The sequence below is a fragment of the Staphylococcus sp. HMSC072E01 genome (assembly GCF_001814125.1).
In the GTDB taxonomy this organism is placed as follows: Bacteria; Bacillota; Bacilli; order Staphylococcales; family Staphylococcaceae; genus Staphylococcus; species Staphylococcus hominis.
This window is the reverse complement of the sequence record NZ_KV814990.1, coordinates 440,318-460,484: the sequence shown is the minus strand read 5'-3', so window position 1 is coordinate 460,484 and position 20,167 is coordinate 440,318. Positions and strand designations below refer to the sequence as shown.

The window sequence follows — 20,167 nt, the reverse complement described above, 5'->3', positions numbered from 1 at the left end:
TGTTATTCTCGATTTATTACTCTTACTATGAAACTTATAAAATTCTCATATTTGTTTGTATTAAGAATAAATACGTCAATAGTAACAATAAAAAATAAATAATAGAGCATCCCTCACCGCTAAATGATATTGAGACGCTTAAAATTTATCTAGCCTTAAATGAGTCAATGGCTGCTTTGATTTCATCTCTAACACGTTGGAATTCTGACCAAGGTTTGCCAGCAGGATCGTCAAATCCCCAATGTTCCTTCTTTACATTAGGCGACAATACAGGACAGTTTTGATCAGCATCACTACATAGAGTTACTACTAAATCGGATTGGTTGAGTATAGTGTTGTCAATTAAATTAGAAGTATGGTTTGAGATATCAATTCCAACTTCTTTCATCGCTTCGATGGCTTTCGGATTGACACCGTGTGCCTCAATACCGCCAGAATATACTTGCCATTCATCATCTAAGATGTTCTTACCCCAGCCTTCAGCCATTTGGCTACGGCATGAATTACCTGTACATATAAAGTAAATTGTTTTTTTATCCATAAATAGTCTCCTCTTTTTTTAGAAAATAATAAGTGTTAGATATAACCCTAACAGTGTGATAAACAGAACAGGAATCGTAATAACAATACCTGTTTTAAAATATGTACCCCATGAAATTTTTACTCCCTTTTGTGTTAAAACGTGTAACCATAGTAGTGTTGCTAAGGAGCCGATAGGTGTGATTTTAGGTCCTAAATCTGCACCAATGATATTAGCATAAATCATGCCTTCTTTGATTAAACCGGTAGTTGCAGATTGTCCAATAGCAATGGCATCAATTAATACGGTAGGCATATTATTCATAATGGCTGAAAGAAATGCGGATATAAAGCCCATACCTATCACACTACTAAACAATCCATAGTTTGATATGCTTGATAGAATATTAGCTAATAGTGCAGTAATACCCACATTTTTCAGACCAAATACAACTAAATACATTCCTATAGAAAAGAGCACAATATTCCAAGGTGCACCTTTGATTACTTGTTTCGTGTTTACAACGCTTGATTGATAGGCCAATACAGTAAATATAAATGCAATCAAACAAGCAATTAACGATACTGGAATTTGAATAAATTCACTAACTATATAACCAATGAGTAAGATTGATAAAACAATCCACGAAAACTTAAATAATTTTGGATCTTTAATGGCTTGATCAGGCGTTTTAAGATTTTTAATTTCAAAATGGTTAGGAATAACTTTTCTGAAATATAGCCATAATACAACGATACTTGCAAGTAAAGAGAATAGATTTGGAATCATCATGCGACTTATATATTCAATAAATCCAATATGGAAGTAGTCAGCAGAAACGATATTAACCAAATTACTTACAATTAATGGAAGAGACGTAGTATCTGCAATGAATCCACTTGCAATGATAAAAGGAAAAATGACTTTTTGATTAAACCCAAGATTTCTTACCATAGCGAGCACGATTGGAGTGAGAATTAATGCAGCTCCATCGTTCGCAAAGAAGGCTGCTACAATAGCGCCTAACAACATAATGTAGACAAACATTTTAAACCCATGACCATTTGAAGCTCTGACCATATGTATAGCTGCCCATTCGAAAAATCCAATTTCATCTAAAATTAATGAAATGAGTATAACAGCGACAAAGGTTAACGTCGCATTCCAAACAATCCCTGTAACTTCAATAACATCCGAGAAACTAACAACGCCTGTAATAATGGCGATGATAGCACCAATCAATGCTGTAATACCAATATCTAAACCCTTAGGTTGCCATATGATAAAAATTAACGTTAATATAAAAATAGTGATTGCTAATATCGTCATTGTTAACACTCACCTTTCTCTACTGTTTCACATATACATGGGACAGTACAGGAACTCAATAGAGTGAGTCGTGATGTAACGTTATCCAATACGTCATGATTCAATTTGTATAAAATTTTATTACCATCTTTTCTGGATGTAATTAAATTATTGTCTTTTAATACTTTCATATGATGACTTAATGTGGGTTGAGAAAAAGAAAAATGCTCTAATAAATCACAAGCGCATAATTCACCACAAGATAACAAATCTAATATTTCAAGACGGCTACTATCAGCCATCACTTTCAAGTATTGCGATATTTCACTATAATTCAATTTTTTCTCCCTTTCTACTTGAAATCTTTTATTTCGTTAATAATTTTTATTGTCACTTGATAAATTATATACTTGCTTAATTCCTAAATTATTAACTGGTTTAAAGTAGACGCTAGGTCTCATTATAATCAATAACATTAATATTCTGATATTCGATAAGGTATGACAAAGTAATTATCAAAACTTTCATTTTTAATTTTGTTTACCCAAAATGATTCATCTTCTTTTTTGTTACTAAAAAGGTCATCACGTTGATTTAGCGTAACTAACGATTGATTAACAACCCACCAATTATGGCCTATATTAGCTCTATTTAAATCTTCTACTAAACGTTTAGATTCTAAATAAGGTGTTTTTTCTGCTAGTGTTACGATTATCATCTGTGTTAAATTTTTATTTTGAATTTTAGGTAATAATGTTTCAACATTACTGGTAGTTTGAGTTGATTTTTTCTTTAATTCTCTATGATGATTTTCACTAGAATCAAGTAACAGCAAGGTATGGCCTGTAGGAGCTGTATCTACAATGACGTAATCCATGTCGTCTTGATTCTCCATAATGTCACTAAAAGCTTTGAAAAATGCTATTTCTTCTGTACAAGGTGATTTTAAATCTTCCATAATATAATCAATATCGTCTTGTGGTGTATCATCATTCACTGTGGCTAGTACTTCTTTTTTATACTTTTCTAATGCTTGTTCTTCATCAATATAAGTAGTATTTAAATTACTTGTAGTTTCAACATTAATTTCTTTAGTAGGGTCAGTAGTTGCTAAAAGAACACGATATCCTTTATTAGATAACGTTGTAGCTAATTGCGTTGCTACTGTCGTTTTACCAACGCCACCTTTTCCCATTGTAAATAAATATTGAACTTTACTATTTTCAATTTCATCGATTAATTTATTGAATTGCGGATGATCTTCAACAATAAAGTCATCATTTTCAATTAAGTTATTATCATTTAATAGATTAGTTAAACTTTCTATACCTTCTTCTTTCTGATTTTTATATGGAACGTAATAAGCATGATTGTTATTTAACCATTCAGTAAAATGATTAATGTTTTTATCTTGTTCTGATTTCATCTGACTCGAAATTAAACCGTGACTTTCTTCTATATAGTTGTTAATGATTACTTTGAATTTAGAAATTGACAGTTGTTGTAATTCTTGTTGCGCTCTTTGAATTTCATATATAGAAGAGTGAGTAGGTCTCGCAACTAACATCATGGTCGTATCATCTTGGTTACGTAGTTTTTCAAGTGCTGAATTATATTTAACTCTATTTTCATTTAAACCTGATAATTGACCTAAGCAAGAAGCGTCATTACTCGTTGTATTTAAATAATCTGTCCATGCAGAAGGTAATTCAAGCATTCTCAAGGTGTGACCTGTTGGAGCTGTATCAAATATGATGAAATCAAATTCTTGTTCTAAAGTTTTATCGGATAAAAAATTTGTAAATTCATTAAATGCTGCTACTTCAACTGTACATGAACCACTTAACTGTTCTTTCATTTCAGAAAGCACATCTTCTGGTAGAATACCCTCATAAGGTTCTATAGATTGTGCTTTATAATCGTCTGCAGCAGCAATCGGGTCAAAATTGGCTATAGAGAGATTAGGTATAGGTTGATATTTAGTTAATTTATTAGATAATTCCATTTGAAATACATCTTGTAAATTACTGGCTGGATCAGTACTTACTAAAGCTACTTTCTTTCCATTCTCTGCTAAGTTTAAAGCAATAAAACTTGATATCGTTGTTTTGCCTACGCCACCTTTACCAGTAAAAAACAAATATTTTGTTAACTCAATGTTATCTAAATTCAATTTATTTAAGTATTTAACAGCATCCATCTCCACCACAGCATCCTCCATTTCTCATTTGATTAACTGTAATGATTTCATCGGCTTCTTCTTGGGTAATATAAGCGCCCGTTTTAGCTATACCGCCTTCTATAAAAGTGATTGGTAAAACTTCATCACCTTTTTCTTGAATTAAACGAATAACTTCTTGATTTTTAATGAATTCATTCGGATTATTATTCATATTATAACGTTGAACTTCTATTTGATTTTGCTTTAAATATTCATTGATTTGGTTCGCTTTTATTAGTGTTTCATCCGGTTCTGGACCACATACGCCAGTAGAACAGCACATAGCTTCTTCGTATATTTCAATATTTAACATTATACTCACCTCATTAATTAATTTGCAATTATAGATTAACATCTATATAGATGGGTGTCTATGTTATTGTTTGAGTTTTAAAAATTTTACTAAATTTAATTCTTAATAATACAATTTATAAAAAAATTATTTTAATATTTCTGTGAGAAATACCTAAGTTTATGTAAAATCGTGGTTTTTTTCTTGCGATAATATAGATATTGATTTATATTTAATACATCAAAAAAAATTGATGTATTAAATGATATAAAACTACGTTGACAATAAGGAGGCGTGCTTGATTGCGAGTAAACCATGCAAGTACTTTAACTGTTGGTTATTTTGTAAGTTATTTAAATCTTGTTATGCTATCAAGAGAAATCAATTTAAAAGAAGCTACAATATATATGGAAAAGGAGTTTTTTAAAGGGAACATTAATCAGTATGGCGAATCAACAAAAAATAACTATAAACAAGCAATTCAAGAATTGAAATAAAGATAATATAAACTCAATGAAATATTATAAAAAGGATGGTCTTTTATGGAAGTTATTAAAGCAAAGACTGATATGAGTGAAGATCAACAATTTGACTTTTATGAAAATATGTTTAATGCACTTGCCGATAAAATCAGATTAAAAATACTAAATCAAATTAGCCAAAGCTTCAATAAATCATTATGTGTATGTGATTTAGAAGAGTTATTAGATATAAAACAATCTAAACTTTCTTATCATTTAAAAAAATTAGTAGATGCAAATGTTCTTATTGCTGAAAAGCATGGCACATGGAATTATTATAAAATTAATGAGCAGCAAATACAGGTTGTTTTAAATGAAGATACTTGTTGTAAGATACTTTAAGTATCTTTTTTAATGTAGTATTAATCAATTTTTTTTGATTAATACATCAAGAAATATTGATTAATTAAATTTGGAGGCGTTATACTCATGTTAGATTCAATTATGGAATTTATAAAAACATTTGTGATGTTGTTTTTTGAACTATTCATACTATTTATCATCGTGAGCTTTATTGTAAGTATCATCCAGCAGATAGTTTCAGAAGAAAAAATAAAATACTTTTTAAGTAAACCTAATCAAGCTATTAATTATATTTTGGGAATGGCTTTTGGTGCGATGACACCATTTTGTTCTTGTTCTACAATTCCTATACTTGCAGGTTTATTAAATTCTAAAGTTCCATTTGGTCCTGCAATGAGTTTTTTAATTGCGTCACCTTTAATGAATCCCTTAATGATATTTATGTTATGGGCCTTATTAGGTTGGAAAGTTGCTGTTGTTTATTTTATTGTACTAGCAATCTTTAGTGTCTTAACGGGTCTAGTATTTTCAAAAATAAATTTATCTAAAAGTTATAAAGGTGTAAATGTTAAAGGCGATGGGTTTTTCGCTAATAAAAATGGATCTCGTTTTAAACAAGCATTAAATGATGCTTGGGCATTCTTATATCCAATGATTCCTTACTTATTTATCGGTGTATTTATTGGTGCTTTTATATATGGCTTTGTACCCGAAACATTTATTACTAAATATGCGAGTGGAGGTGGCATTATATCCGTATTTATTGCTTCTATTATAGGTATTCCTATGTATATTAGACCTGAAACCATGTTACCTATAGCTGAAGCATTAGCTTCAAAAGGAATGTCGCTTGGGACAGTTGTTGCTTTGATCATTGGTGGTGCTGGTGCAAGTATTCCAGAAGTTGTATTATTATCGAAACTATTCAAGAAAAAATTTGTAATCTCATTCGTTATCGCCATTTTAGTTGTAGCTATTTCTACAGGTTTGATGGTGAACATCGTTATTTAAAGGAGGTGAGATAATGGGAGTCAAAGACGTATTAAAAAAATTAAAACCTCAGGAACAATCTTGTTGTTCTGTAGAAATTGAAGAAAAAAAAGAGAAAAATGAAAAAGAGCAACAGGATAATAATTGTTGTTGTAACAATTAATTTAGAAGTCTTTAAAATATATGCTTCTAATAAATGAACGACAAATTCCAATGTAATAGTATGGAATTTGTCGTTCTTTCGTTTCAATTAAGGAAAATGATGTTGTTTATTTAGTATTTCTTTAAGACTTATAACAAAAAGACGTTAATTAAAAACCGCATCATTAGCCGATACGCAGAATCATATTATAAATAAAACTAAAAATGAGGTTGTATATAACTCACTCTGAAATTGATTGAATATATAGTATCTTTAATAAAATGCAGCTATTGTGGCGTAGAATTTGAGAATCAAAAAATGATTAATATAGTTTGAAAAGACTGAATATAAATACTAGAAAAATAGCCAGTAAATGAGTTTATTATGAATTCATTTACTGGCTTCATTAAATAATGATCTAGACAATTTGCTTTTCTAGACCTACTTTGAAGTGCGTTATTTTCTTTAAAAATAGTAATATATGATTTGTGTTGATAATGCTAACCTTGGTCAGAGTGTATTGTCATGCGAGAGTTCAGATGAGATTTTTTAATTAAAACCTTGTTTTAAACATCGATGACAAGGTCTAATGTAGGACGTGTAGACATCATTTTCAGAATGATATAAATAAATTCATAAATGGAGATAAATCGAAACTATTTATACCCTAGGGGGGTATATGTTATAGTATAAGTAGTTTTACTATAACATTTTTATTAGGAGGGGTTAATTTGAAGAATAATGGTGAAGCGCATAATCATCAAAATCACATGAATCATTCCAATCAAATGCATCATGATAACCATGCCTCACATCATCATAGTGGCCATGCACATCATCATGGAAATTTTAAAGTTAAGTTTTTTGTTTCATTAATTTTTGCAATACCTATCATTCTTTTATCGCCACTGATGGGTGTTAACTTACCTTTTCAATTCACATTTCCAGGTTCTGAATGGGTAGTGTTAATATTAAGTACAATTTTATTCTTTTATGGTGGTAAACCGTTCTTGTCTGGTGGTAAAGATGAAATTGCTACAAAAAAACCAGGCATGATGACCTTAGTTGCTCTAGGTATTTCAGTAGCTTATATTTATAGCTTGTATGCTTTTTATATGAATAACTTCAGTAGTGCAACTGGTCATACAATGGACTTTTTTTGGGAATTAGCAACCTTAATTTTAATTATGCTATTAGGACATTGGATAGAAATGAATGCTGTCGGAAATGCTGGAGATGCTTTAAAGAAAATGGCAGAACTGTTACCTAATAGTGCGATTAAAGTTATGGATAATGGCCAACGCGAAGAAGTTAAAATATCAGACATCATGACTGATGATATCGTCGAAGTAAAAGCCGGAGAAAGCATTCCAACAGATGGTATTATCGTTCAAGGACAAACATCTATAGATGAATCCCTAGTCACTGGAGAATCTAAAAAAGTACAAAAAAATCAAAATGACAACGTCATCGGGGGTTCTATTAATGGGTCTGGAACAATACAAGTCAAGGTTACAGCTGTGGGAGAAGATGGATATCTTTCTCAAGTTATGGGACTTGTTAATCAAGCACAAAATGATAAATCTAGTGCTGAATTGTTATCTGATAAAGTAGCGGGTTATTTATTCTACTTTGCTGTAATTGTTGGCGTGATTTCTTTTATTGTCTGGATGCTCATTCAAAATGATGTTGATTTTGCATTAGAACGTCTTGTAACTGTGTTAGTCATTGCTTGTCCACATGCTTTAGGCTTGGCAATACCTTTAGTCACTGCACGTTCGACTTCAATTGGTGCACATAATGGTTTAATTATTAAAAATAGAGAGTCTGTAGAAATAGCTCAACATATCGATTATGTAATGATGGATAAAACTGGTACTTTAACTGAAGGTAACTTTTCTGTGAATCATTATGAGAGCTTTAAAAATGATTTGAGTAATGATACAATATTAAGCCTTTTCGCCTCATTAGAAAGTCAATCTAATCACCCATTAGCTATAAGTATTGTTGATTTTGCGAAAAGTAAAAATGTTTCATTTACTAATCCACAAGACGTTAATAATATTCCAGGTGTCGGATTAGAAGGTCTAATTGATAATAAAACATATAAAATAACAAATGTCTCTTATCTTGATAAACATAAACTTAATTATGACGATGACTTGTTTACTAAATTAGCTCAACAAGGTAATTCAATCAGCTATTTAATTGAGGATCAACAAGTCATTGGCATGATTGCTCAAGGAGATCAAATTAAAGAAAGCTCAAAACAAATGGTAGCTGATTTACTATCAAGACATATTACACCAGTCATGCTTACAGGTGACAATAATGAAGTGGCACACGCTGTCGCAAAAGAATTAGGTATTAGTGATGTCCACGCACAACTCATGCCAGAAGATAAGGAAAGCATTATAAAAGATTATCAAAGTGACGGTAATAAAGTCATGATGGTCGGAGACGGTATCAACGATGCGCCGAGTCTTATAAGAGCCGATATTGGTATAGCAATTGGTGCAGGCACAGATGTTGCAGTGGATTCAGGTGATGTCATACTTGTTAAAAGTAATCCATCAGATATCATTCATTTCTTGACCCTTTCAAATAATACTATGAGAAAAATGGTGCAAAACTTATGGTGGGGTGCAGGTTATAATATTGTTGCTGTACCTTTAGCAGCTGGTATTTTAGCATTTATCGGCTTGATTTTATCACCTGCAATAGGTGCTATTTTAATGTCACTAAGTACGGTTATTGTTGCAATTAATGCCTTTACATTAAAATTAAAATAAAAGATAGGAGTTTTATTATGATTAAAAAATTATTTTTTATGATATTAGGATCATTACTAATATTATCAGCTTGCTCCAATAATGATGAAAAAGATAAAGACACTAATGACCAAAAAAGTGAGAGCCATATGAAGCATAATGATGAAAGTAAAGTTCCTGAAGGTATGAAATCGACTAATGAAGGTGAATTTAAAGTGGGAGATAAAGTAACGATTACAGCAGGGCATATGCCAGGTATGAAAGGTGCAGAAGCTACTGTAAAAGGTGCGTATAAAACATATGCCTATGTTGTAAGTTATAAACCCACAAATGGAAATGAAAAAGTAAACAATCATAAATGGGTCGTAAACGAAGAGATCAAAGATGCACCTAAAGATGGATTTAGTAAGGGCGATACTGTTAAATTAAAAGCAAGTCATATGTCTGGTATGAAAGGTGCTACAGCCAATATAGATAACGTGAAAAAAACTACTGTTTACGTAGTTGATTACAAATCCAAAGATAATGGTAAAATCATTAAAAATCATAAATGGATGACAGGAAATGAACTGAAAGCACGATAAAAATTTAGTTCTAGATTGAGAAATAAATAGATATAAAAATATCTTCCTTAATCAATAATTTAAATAACTTATTATTGTTAAGGAGGATATTTTTTAGTGTGTAAATTAAAAAGAATTTTAGAAGAATAACATTTATCAAAAAACTGTTCATTACCTTATTAAATGAAATTATATAATTAAAAACCGCATCATTAACCGATACGCAGACGCTTATCATAAGTGATGCGGTTTTTCAGCAAGTTTAGAACAAATGAGACAAGAATTAGAAGAAAAATATATCAAAAGAATAAACAATTTTTCAATCATTTATCAAAGTGATCTAGTTCGTTTCATATTACTTAATATTCATTTATATTTAACTTCATTTCTAATTGATGAATGAGATGAGTAATCAGTTCATTATTAGGAGTTTCGATACCTAATGATTTACCATAGTCCACAATTTGACCATTTAAGTAATCTATTTCAGTTAAACGACCATGATTATAATCTTGATGCATTGAAGGATAGTGTAAACCTTGTGCATGATCAGGATAAGCTGCTTCAATTTTCGAGATTAAGTCGTTAATATGAATATCTACATTTTTAGCATGTGCTACGTCGACAATTTCTTCAATGATTGGGCGTATCATTGCTCTAGAATGATCATAAGCGCCCAATTCACCAATTGTTTTATCTAATATCGTGCACAATGGATTTAAAACACTGTTAAGCGTAGCTTTAGACCATATCGCTTTAAATACATCATTACTGATAGTGGCATTTAAATGGGCTTGATTTAAGATATCTGCAATTTCTTGAGTACGTGGGTCTTTTTTACCATCAGCACGTTGAAAGTCAATTGAACCTTCACCTTCTAATAGCAATTGACCTGGACCACGTAATCCAGCTGTCCACATTGTTACGGCTAAGAAAATTTGTGATTTTGGAACAAATTGTGATAGACGTTCGTCATGGCCTAAACCATTCATCATACATAAGATAGCAGTATCCTCGCTAATTGCTCCCTGATTTTTTAAAGTTTGCATCATTTGTTCAGATTGCATTGATTTTGTCAAAAGTACAATAATATCATAGGTTTGATTGATCTTTTCAGGGAATGTGGCATGCATTTCAACAGTATAAGTATCATGTTCAGTTTGAACTTCTATTCCTTTTTCATTTATTCGATGAACATGATCTTTCCAGTAATCTATTAATGTAACATCTTGTCCACTTTGTTTTAGGTAAGTACCAATACGGCTTCCCATTGCACCCGCACCAGCAATTGCAATTTTATTAGCCATACTTAACACTCCTTATTTTCTTTATATAGTATGTATTTTCACACAGACAATTTTTTTAAACTTTTTTTACCTCGTGTTCATTTATTTTGGAATACAAATATGCATCAAGTAAAAATGTATGTTTTATTAAATCAATAGTGATAAGGATAATTTTCAGATCGTTACGTGTATAGTTTATTGAGAGAAGAATATAAATGTAATAAAAATAAATCCTGATACTTAGTTTCATTTAAGTACGTTAGTATCAGGATTATAATTAACATGAAAGTTATATTAGACTTTTCGATATCGTTTTAAACCAATCATATTCATCGTAGTAAATATGATAATGAAAACAAATAGTATTAATTTTTCACAAAATACTAGTCACAATAATAAGACGCAAACATATTCTCGTAAACTATAAATGATGAATTTTAAATTATTCGTCATGTTTAAGCACGCGAGTCATTTCTTCAATCTTGCCGGCATGTAATGGAACATGGAAGGCATTTAGTACTAATAATTCATTGAGTGTCTGACAACCAGCAATAGGTTGTTTAAGTTCTTGTGATAATTGTTCATCTGTTAGTTTACGAGCACGTTCAGGAAGTGTTTTTAAGTTTTCTTTAATCGTTTCGATTGCTGGAACATCTTGTCCTTCCCAGTTAGCAGGGCTAGATCCGTAACCAAATAGTTTAGTATATTTAGCGACATCTATGGCATTTTGGCCACCTATTGATAAAGCAGAATCGAAAATTGTTAAAACATGTCCAAATTGCCAATGTAACGTATTTGGAAATATATCATTTCCTTTATCTAATACGTGTTCAACGTTCCAATTATCATACACAGATAGTAGATGATTTACACCTATATCAATGACATCGTAAACTGTTTTATCATTCATTTAAGTTTCCTCCTATATTAAAAAGTGTATTACTAGGATTCTACCCGTTAAAAATTAGTCACAAACACTGTGATTAGAAGTATTAGTTTTAATTACTGTATAGCACAAATGGATGTAAAGAGGATTAAGATTAGCAAAGTATTAAAGCTGTATTACTGAAAAAAAGCTAATAAAATAACAATAATAGATATTGATAACAGAAAAACTGACAAAATTATTTCTTCAATTTCTTAGAAGGTAACTTAAACTCGTCATTTTTAGCTTGTTTTGTTCTCTCGACTTCTATGCTTACAATGGAGAACTTTCTAAATCATAGCATCAAAATAATGGAAAAAAAGAGTGGAATAGAATGTATTTTAAATTTATCGTCCCACTTCACTAAGTTTAGCAAGAAGAATTAGGAGTGAAAAAAGCTTAGCATAAGCGCATTTTCAACTCAGTCATCGACTGCTAACATATTAAAAATGCCCAAGACACTTAATAATGTCCTGGGCTTCTTTATCTATTTATTCAAGAAGTTAGTATTATATTTCTTGTATATTTATATAGTCATTATTGTGGTTTTAAAATAACTTTAATATTGTTATCTTTTTTCTGATCGAAAATATCATACGCTTGTTTTGCTTCTTCTAAAGGCATGGTATGCGTTATAATTTCTGTTGGGTCAAACACTTCATTTTTAATCATTTCATATAATTTTGGCATTTGATGAATAACTGGTGCTTGACCACTTTTTACTTGAACATCTCTATTAAAAATTAAATCTACTGGAAAATTATCTGCAGGTGTAGCATAAATACCAGTTAATTGAATGGTACCAAATTTTCTTACTGATTCTGCTGCTGTAATAATTGGACTAATATTACCGCGTTGTGCTGAATTTGAACTCATCTCTAAATCATCTTGAGCAACTTGTCCATCCATTCCCACACAATCTATCACAACATCTGCACCACCACGTGTGTTTTCACGAAGTAATTTTCCAATATTATCTTCTTTAGAAAAATTATACACTTCAGCACCATTGAATTTTTTCGCATGGTTTAATCTATGTTCCACATTATCAATGGCAATCACACGTTCAGCACCTTTTAATTTAGCAAATTTTTGTGCCATTAAACCGATTGGACCACAACCTAGAACAATAACAGTGTCACCAGATTTTACGCCCGCATGTTCTACACTCCAATAAGCTGTTGGGACAACATCAGATAAAAATAATACTTGTTCGTCTTTCAAATCGCTATCTGGAACTTTGAAAGAAGAGAAGTCAGCAAATGGGACTCTTAAATACTCTGCTTGTCCTCCCCAGTGATTCCCGTGCATGGCACCAAAACCGAAAAGTCCACCATTGTCCATTTTCCAATTTGCAGGGGATGGATTAGAGTTGTCGCATTGAGATTCCATATGGTTATTACAATAGAAGCAGTCACCACAACCGATGTTAAAAGGTATAACCACTCTATCCCCTTTTTTTAAGGTCTTAACGTCTTTTCCTACTTCTTCTACAATTCCCATTGGCTCATGTCCAATAACAAAGCCAGGATCCATAAATAAATCGCCTTGATGATAAAGATGTAAATCAGAACCACATATACCTGAAGCGGTTATTTTAATAATTGCATCTGTTGATTCTTCTATCGTTGGATCGTTTACTTCACGAACTTCCATATTTTTATGACCTTGATAAGTAACTGCTTTCATTAATATCGCCCTCCTCTTGCCAATCTACCCCTTGTAACATATTATAAACGCTGAAGAGTCATATATTATGTTGAGATGATATAGATATGTTCGAATTAGAGGTTATTTTAGTAGAAAGGATATAGACGCATCGATGCTACATTCATTTATGGAAATGAAGAAAAAGTAGGGGGAGGTCTTGTAACAACAGGACTTAAACGTGAAGACGTATTTATCATTACTAAATTAGGGTTAGACGATTTTAGACGAGACAACGTAGAAAAAGAATATCATTAATCATTAGACAATTTTAGTTTAGATTATTTGGAGTTATATTGAGTACACTAACCATACACAAATGAGGCGGTAACGATTGATACATGAAAAGGATAAAAGATTGATATCAATCAGGCAAAGTTAAAGTATTGGAGTAAGTCACTTTAATAGAGAAGTTTTGCTTTAGAACATTTACATGATGATGAGCAATACTATTGAAGAAGATAAAAAAAGAGATTATACCATCCGTATAATCCCCATAGATACATAATATATAATTGAACTCCCAACTCATACATAGTCTTTCCCCTAAGGCCATTATGCGACTATTCGTTGTATTTGTCTATGTTCAAATATATTAATAATAAAAAAATGAGTATAACGTTTATATAAACGTGTGCATTATTTTTACACAATCTGTCTAGTTAGACCATAAGAAATGACATACTTAATCAAGGCCATACGCAAATTTGATTTTATATAGTTCATGGTCACTTAAATGGAATTCATTAGTATGGAATACATATTTGCCAAATATATTTTTAGCTTCCTTAGGTGAGATAATATATTCGTTTTTTAATTTTTCTAACTCTTGAGCTACACTTGTTGCAAAATTATATTGATCATCACGTGTGTGATAATCATTAAAACCGTTTTCTGATTGTTTTATTAAGTTTTCTATTTGAGTTGAATCCTTATTATTTTTTGATAATCTAGATTTTCTAAATCTCTCTAAAGTTCTCATCGCTTTAGCGTATTTATCTTCGATTGCTTTTACTCTATTTAATGTTTTTAATGAAGCTCTATTTGGTATAACGCGACGTGATGAATCATAAGCATATTTATCTTCAATTGCTTTTAAAGTGTCATTAAATTTATCCGTAGCTTGATCTTCATTGTTTTGACTTGCTCTATTTAATTCACTATATGCATTTTGTATCTCTAATTGCTTGGCGACTTCTTTTAAATATTGTGTTAATTCATTCATCTAGACAAACTCCTTTATTTATTTAATTTTCTTTATTGAATATTTTCTTCATTTGTATATATATATCACTTAATACATATAATAAAACATTATGATTTAATTATAAATTGTTTAACAGGAAATAATTATTCAGTATTAAGCCCATTAGATATATTAAATACTGTAAAAAGTATAGTTGGAATCTATAACTGATGAACCGTTTATCTTAAATAGTGAGAGAAAGACTAACAAAAATTTAATATAATAGTTAAGTAATAAAAAAATACCCACATCTCATGGGCATTTTCATTATTACATCGTGCTGATATCAATAACAAAACGATATTTAACTTTAGATACCAACACTCTTTCGTAAGCCTCATCAATCTCATCTGCTGTAATTAATTCATTTGTGGGGCGATATGATGTTCAGAACAGAAATCTAACATGTCTTGGGTTTCTTTAATACCACCGATAGCAGAGCCAGCAAATGAACGGCGATGACCAATTAAATTAAAGACTTGTAATGATACAGGCTCAGCTGGGGCACCCACATTAACGAGTGTACCATCTAAGGCTAATAATTTAAGATAATCATCTATGTCTAATTTTGCACTTACAGTATTAATAATTAAGTCAAATGAACCAGCAAGTTCCTTAAATGTTGATTCGTCACTTGTTGCATAATAAGCTGAAGCACCAAATTTTAAACCATCTTCTTTTTTATTTAATGTACGTGATAACACAGTCACGTTAGCGCCCATTGCATGTGCAATTTGAACTGCCATATGTCCAAGACCACCCATACCAATGATTGCCACATTCTTTTTACCTTCATAGGCTTTCCAATGATTTAAAGGTGAGTAAGTTGTAATCCCCGCACATAGTAAAGGAGCAGCAACCTCTAAACTGATATTGTCAGGAATACGTAGTACGAAGTCTTCTTGTACAACAATATGTGTTGAATAACCACCTTGTGTTTTCTCACCATATTTGTCAGTACTTGCATAAGTACCTACATTTCCATTTAAACAGTATTGTTCTTCGTCATTTTTACAGTTTTCACATTCACCACAAGAATCCACCATACATCCAACGCCTACACGGTCACCAACTTTATATTTAGTGACGTCAGGACCGACCTCTTTAACAATACCTGCAATTTCATGACCTGGTACGAGTGGATAATCGACAGGGCCCCATTCTTCTCGAGCAGTATGGATATCAGAGTGACAGATACTTGCATATTTAATCTCTATTAATACATCATGTTTATCTAAATCACGACGTTTAATTTCAGTAGCGAAAAATTCAAAACTGGACCATTTACAGCTCTTGCTTTTACATTCATCATACTCATTTCCCCTTATACATATAAGATAGAATATACGCGTTTGTATTATTCTTCATATTGACAATAGAGATCTAGATTAATTAAGTCAACATATTGAACTCAATATGTATAGCACGAGGTGATTTTAAACTAATCGTTGTGAGGCATGTTTCAATGACTTCATATTACAAAGGAAAATAAAAACAGATCAATTAGACTTTTAATAAAAATGTAATTATATTGATAACATGTTGAGGGACATCCAAGAGACAACTCTGACAAATATAGAAGTGGAGGAACAAACGATGAACATTGGTATTATTGGAGCAACAGGTAAATTAGGAACTAAAGTATTAGATGAAGCACAACAACGTGGACATGGAGTAACGGCGATGGTAAGAAATGCTGCTAAATTAGATGCTGCTAAAGATGTTAAAGTGATTGAAAAAGATGTATTTGATTTAACTTCAGACGATATTAAAGATTTAGACGTGGTAGTCAATGCATTTGGCGCGCCATTAGGTGAAGAAGAAGTGTATGTTGAAGTGGGACGCATATTGATTAACATATTAAAAGATGTAGATACAAGAGCCATTATTGTAGGGGGTGCTGGTAGTCTATTTGCAGATGATGCGCATACTATACGTGTTATGGATACAACAGATTTCCCGGAAATAGTGAAACCAACAGCTAAAGGATCAAGTCGTAACTTACAAGACTTACAACATGCTGAAGGAATGACTTGGACTTTTATTAGTCCATCAGCGGAATTTGACTTTGAAGGTAAACGTACAGGCACCTATACGTTAGGAAAAGATCAATTATTATTTAATAGTAAAGATAATAGTTATATCAGTTATGCAGATTTTGCTATTGCTATAGTAGATGAAGCTGAAAATAAAGCACATATCAATGAACGTTTCACAGTTGTGGGTGAAGAAGAATAATAGTAATCCTAGATGTCCTTTAGGAAAAATAATTAAAAAGGCTAATCTAAATTAAAAGTAATTATCCAAAATATAATGGCAGCCATAAAAATATTAAATGAACAGTTTAAAGAATGTCCTCCTATGTATCTGCATGATAGTATTTAGGAGGATATTTTAGTGTGTGTCTACATTATTTTGTTTTTTAATAATAGATTCCTAACTCATTAATTATATAAAAGTAGGGTATTAAATATAGGAAGACTTTAAAGGAGAGAATGATGATTAATATTAAAAAAGTTACAAGAATTGTATTACCTTTAGCAGGTGGAATGGTTATTGGGAGATTAACAGCTAAAGCTCAAAATGATTATAAACATTATGAAAAACCACCTTTTTCACCTCCAGCTAAAGTATTTCCAATTGTATGGCCACTACTTTATACCTCAATGGGAGTAGCTTATCAATTATCATATGCGCATGCAGCTCATAAAAGAGAGAAACAGTCTATAACACGTGCTCATTATGCACAATTAGGATTGAATTATGCGTGGACGATACTTTATTTCAATTTAAAACTGAGAAAGACATCTTTAATTGAAAGTTATTTATTACTTGCAGCTGGAAATATTACTGCACATCGTTTTTATGCATCTAATAAGTATGCTGGTTTATTAATGTTACCTTATGTCATTTGGTTAAGTTACGCAAGTTATTTAAATGGAGGTAATTTAATCTTAAATGAAGATAAACCAGGTTATACTAGGGATTAACACTGAGTGATATGTATGACAGAATATATAGTAGGATATATTAAGTGACAGTATTAAATTAACTTTAAGTATTATTCTTTTATAAATTATGTAAAAAAAGCACAAGCACGTATACATACATGCTTGTGCTAAAATTTATTTTTAAACAGGGACAACATTTGTTGCTTGTTCGCCACGTTGACCTTCAGTGATGTCAAACTTTACTTTTTGACCTTCTTCTAAAGTTTTATATCCATCAGTAGCGATACCTGAGAAGTGAACAAACACATCGTCACCGTCTTCTCTTTCGATAAATCCAAGGTGCTAGCATTATTGATACTTTTGTAGCAAAAATACTTTCGGTAGTAGGTTCAGTTCAAACTGATATATTTGAAAGATTAGATAACGTTAGTTTTAAAGTTCGAATGAAAAAAGAATCCTGCATAGTGTGATATGAATTAAATTATATAGTTAAAAAAAGATAATTTAATTGACATAGTTCAAACTAAAAACAATAAATAATTAACGAAAAATACATATCATAAAACATCTAAAAATTTTCACTTAATTTATCATGGAAAATGTAGATATCCATAACAAGGTATAAAAAATAATTATAATTAATCTCTAAATTTACAAAAGATTTATTTTTAATTTAAATAAGTAATATAGTTTGAATTCAATTTAATTTCATTATTCATCGAATAAATATAGTAATTATTCGTAAACTTCTTCTTTAAAATGAATATTTCCATCGCTATCTTTATACATACCATGTAAATCTAGTACATCTTCTTCTGATTCAATATCATTTAAATTTATTTGATACTCATCCTTTATTTGCTTGTTTTTTAAATAAGCAAAGATAACTATTATGAAATTTAAAACTACTAAAAATTTCTTCAAGTAAATCTCCTCCTATAAAATTAAACTTCTATTTTTAACGATAAGTTGCCATTAATTGTCGGATAAAATGTTATGTTTTTATTTGCTATATCTATTTTTTTGTATAACCATATTTTACATTTAAAGGTTTATAAGAATTATAGATAACTAGTATATTATATATATCTTTTTCTAAAATTTTTAGAAAAGATTTTTTGATACATATAGTCATTAGATTTTTACTTATATTAATATCACTTATAAATTTTGATTTTTTAAAATGAGTTCTACTTTCGAACAAAAGACCAGCGACTTGATCTTGTTTTATATTATTAACATCAACTTGTAGATAGATAATATCTTGACTTAATTGTAAATTTTTAATATTACAGAATGGTACTATAGTTTCAAATTTATTATTGGGACTTACATAGTAATACAAATTATCTCCTTTTTTTGAAATAAGTTTAGTTCCTTTTCTATACCAATCAAAAAAACGTATGAATTTATCTAAATCGTTATCATATATAGCTGAAATTGCATTATTGAATTTTTTATCTAATAAAGAAATAACTTTCTTAGTGACTTTTTTATGGGTGAAGATTTTTCGAATTACTTTAAAAACCTCTTCTTTCTCCTCTTTTTCTAACTTTAAAAAGACATTTGAATTACAATTATTTAATAAGTCATATTCTAAAATACGTACTAAGAATTTATTTTTAAACTTTTTATTTTTAATATTTAAAACATTTTTAAAAAGAACATAATCACTATTTCTTTTAGTAACAAAATCGGACTTTTTCACTAATGAAATATTATTTGTTGCTCTATTTACATAAGTTGAAATCGTCGGAATGGTCGTTACTGAATTTGCTACAGAAAATACTTTCATAAAAAATAATTTGTCTTCGCCAAAATGTAAATCATGAGAAAAGAAAATATTATTTTTATTAATCAATTCTCTTTTAATAAATTTTCCGCCGGGTCCTAAATAGTAATATAAATACGGTATATCATTACCTGAAACATTATGATGTTCATTAATAGTCATGAACTTAGCATGTACTGTTTGAATACCGTTTTTATCTTTTATTACTTTGCTAATAATGATGTCACTATCTAATTTTAAGTAGTTTGATGAAATAGTTTCTAATAAATTTTTATCAATCCAATCATCTCCATCTAGAAAATATATATATCTTCCAGCACTTTTTAAAATTCCTTCGTTTCTAGGTTTAGATGGACCTCCGCTATTTTGGTTTAATTGATATATTTTGATATTTTGTTCATTATAAGTATTTAATATATCCATTGTGTGATCAGTGGATTTATCATCTACAATAATAATTTCATAATAATTATTATTTAACGTTTGATTTACTACAGAATCTAATGTTTTTTTAATCGTTTTAGCATTATTAAATGTAGTTATAATAATCGAAAAATAAGGTGTCATCATATTTTTAATCTCCAATAATTTTAACTTTTAGTAAAAAATGTAATATAATATTTTATGTT

Annotated in this window: 19 protein-coding genes and 2 pseudogenes; 8 read left to right on the top strand and 13 right to left on the bottom strand. The window is 30.3% G+C overall.

The features are described 5' to 3' along the window. Positions 1-145: 145 nt before the first annotated feature. The 5 genes from arsC to arsD all read right to left on the bottom strand — a co-directional run bounded on the left by arsC (position 146) and on the right by arsD (position 4,362). Positions 146-541, bottom strand: a complete 396-nt coding sequence (gene arsC, locus HMPREF2953_RS10675) for an arsenate reductase (thioredoxin) (protein ID WP_070673357.1) — start codon at positions 539-541, stop codon at positions 146-148. A gap of 18 nt (positions 542-559) precedes the next feature. Beyond that, positions 560-1,849 carry an arsenite efflux transporter membrane subunit ArsB gene (gene arsB / locus HMPREF2953_RS10670; RefSeq protein WP_070673355.1) on the bottom strand — a complete coding sequence of 430 codons (1,290 nt, stop codon included), beginning with the start codon at positions 1,847-1,849 and terminating at the stop codon, positions 560-562. 2 nt (positions 1,850-1,851) lie between these two features. Further along, positions 1,852-2,166: an ArsR/SmtB family transcription factor gene (locus HMPREF2953_RS10665; RefSeq protein WP_039984126.1), complete on the bottom strand. Its 315-nt coding sequence runs from the start codon at positions 2,164-2,166 to the stop codon at positions 1,852-1,854. 137 nt (positions 2,167-2,303) lie between these two features. Further along, positions 2,304-4,028, bottom strand: coding sequence for an arsenical pump-driving ATPase (gene arsA / locus HMPREF2953_RS10660; RefSeq protein WP_176746054.1), 1,725 nt, complete (start codon positions 4,026-4,028; stop codon positions 2,304-2,306). Beyond that, entirely contained in the window at positions 4,015-4,362 is a 348-nt protein-coding gene (arsD, locus tag HMPREF2953_RS10655) for an arsenite efflux transporter metallochaperone ArsD (protein ID WP_002449502.1), read from the bottom strand. The genes arsA and arsD overlap by 14 nt, the downstream gene beginning before the upstream one ends. A 281-nt stretch (positions 4,363-4,643) precedes the next feature. Here arsD and HMPREF2953_RS10650 point away from each other — a divergent pair, with 281 nt between their 5' ends. The 6 genes from HMPREF2953_RS10650 to HMPREF2953_RS10630 all read left to right on the top strand — a co-directional run bounded on the left by HMPREF2953_RS10650 (position 4,644) and on the right by HMPREF2953_RS10630 (position 9,652). Continuing rightward, a complete protein-coding gene (locus tag HMPREF2953_RS10650; protein WP_002441924.1) occupies positions 4,644-4,838 on the top strand; it encodes a hypothetical protein in 195 nt (64 codons plus the stop codon). 45 nt (positions 4,839-4,883) lie between these two features. After that, entirely contained in the window at positions 4,884-5,204 is a 321-nt protein-coding gene (locus HMPREF2953_RS10645; protein ID WP_002449352.1) for an ArsR/SmtB family transcription factor, read from the top strand. An 87-nt stretch (positions 5,205-5,291) separates the two neighbouring features. Continuing rightward, positions 5,292-6,176 (top strand): permease, encoded by an 885-nt coding sequence (locus tag HMPREF2953_RS10640; protein WP_070673351.1) that lies wholly within the window; start codon positions 5,292-5,294, stop codon positions 6,174-6,176. A gap of 13 nt (positions 6,177-6,189) precedes the next feature. After that, positions 6,190-6,318, top strand: a complete 129-nt coding sequence (locus tag HMPREF2953_RS11745; protein WP_002449516.1) for a hypothetical protein — start codon at positions 6,190-6,192, stop codon at positions 6,316-6,318. A gap of 710 nt (positions 6,319-7,028) precedes the next feature. Then, positions 7,029-9,089 (top strand): heavy metal translocating P-type ATPase, encoded by a 2,061-nt coding sequence (locus tag HMPREF2953_RS10635; RefSeq protein ID WP_070673349.1) that lies wholly within the window; start codon positions 7,029-7,031, stop codon positions 9,087-9,089. A gap of 17 nt (positions 9,090-9,106) precedes the next feature. Beyond that, positions 9,107-9,652 carry a YdhK family protein gene (locus HMPREF2953_RS10630; protein WP_070673347.1) on the top strand — a complete coding sequence of 182 codons (546 nt, stop codon included), beginning with the start codon at positions 9,107-9,109 and terminating at the stop codon, positions 9,650-9,652. 338 nt (positions 9,653-9,990) lie between these two features. Here the strand turns inward: HMPREF2953_RS10630 and HMPREF2953_RS10625 are convergent, their stop codons facing one another. The 5 genes and pseudogenes from HMPREF2953_RS10625 to HMPREF2953_RS10605 all read right to left on the bottom strand — a co-directional run bounded on the left by HMPREF2953_RS10625 (position 9,991) and on the right by HMPREF2953_RS10605 (position 16,107). After that, a complete protein-coding gene (locus HMPREF2953_RS10625) occupies positions 9,991-10,938 on the bottom strand; it encodes a ketopantoate reductase family protein (RefSeq protein ID WP_070673345.1) in 948 nt (315 codons plus the stop codon). A 421-nt stretch (positions 10,939-11,359) separates the two neighbouring features. Continuing rightward, complete coding sequence (locus HMPREF2953_RS10620; RefSeq protein ID WP_070673343.1) at positions 11,360-11,827, bottom strand: bacillithiol transferase BstA; 468 nt, start codon at positions 11,825-11,827, stop codon at positions 11,360-11,362. 552 nt (positions 11,828-12,379) lie between these two features. Further along, entirely contained in the window at positions 12,380-13,531 is a 1,152-nt protein-coding gene (locus HMPREF2953_RS10615; RefSeq protein ID WP_070673341.1) for a zinc-dependent alcohol dehydrogenase, read from the bottom strand. Between the two features lie 703 nt (positions 13,532-14,234). Continuing rightward, a complete protein-coding gene (locus tag HMPREF2953_RS10610; RefSeq protein WP_070673339.1) occupies positions 14,235-14,774 on the bottom strand; it encodes a hypothetical protein in 540 nt (179 codons plus the stop codon). Positions 14,775-15,065: 291 nt separating this feature from the next. Next, a pseudogene (locus HMPREF2953_RS10605) lies at positions 15,066-16,107 on the bottom strand (NAD(P)-dependent alcohol dehydrogenase). Between the two features lie 284 nt (positions 16,108-16,391). Here HMPREF2953_RS10605 and HMPREF2953_RS10600 point away from each other — a divergent pair. Together HMPREF2953_RS10600 and HMPREF2953_RS10595 are read left to right on the top strand one after the other, a co-directional pair. Then, on the top strand, positions 16,392-17,033 hold the full coding sequence (locus HMPREF2953_RS10600) for an NAD(P)-dependent oxidoreductase (protein WP_070673337.1): 642 nt from the start codon (positions 16,392-16,394) through the stop codon (positions 17,031-17,033). Between the two features lie 260 nt (positions 17,034-17,293). Next, the gene (locus HMPREF2953_RS10595) at positions 17,294-17,785 is read left to right on the top strand and encodes a TspO/MBR family protein (protein ID WP_083310602.1); all 492 of its coding nucleotides are present in this window, start codon (positions 17,294-17,296) and stop codon (positions 17,783-17,785) included. Between the two features lie 141 nt (positions 17,786-17,926). Here HMPREF2953_RS10595 and HMPREF2953_RS10590 read toward each other — a convergent pair. From HMPREF2953_RS10590 to HMPREF2953_RS10580, 3 genes and pseudogenes are all read right to left on the bottom strand, one after another. Then, positions 17,927-18,082 (bottom strand): annotated as a pseudogene (locus HMPREF2953_RS10590) (cold shock domain-containing protein); the annotation flags it as partial. A 399-nt stretch (positions 18,083-18,481) separates the two neighbouring features. Continuing rightward, positions 18,482-18,670: a hypothetical protein gene (locus HMPREF2953_RS10585; protein ID WP_070673332.1), complete on the bottom strand. Its 189-nt coding sequence runs from the start codon at positions 18,668-18,670 to the stop codon at positions 18,482-18,484. A gap of 91 nt (positions 18,671-18,761) precedes the next feature. Further along, complete coding sequence (locus HMPREF2953_RS10580) at positions 18,762-20,108, bottom strand: glycosyltransferase family 2 protein (RefSeq protein ID WP_256263335.1); 1,347 nt, start codon at positions 20,106-20,108, stop codon at positions 18,762-18,764. Positions 20,109-20,167: the final 59 nt, after the last annotated feature.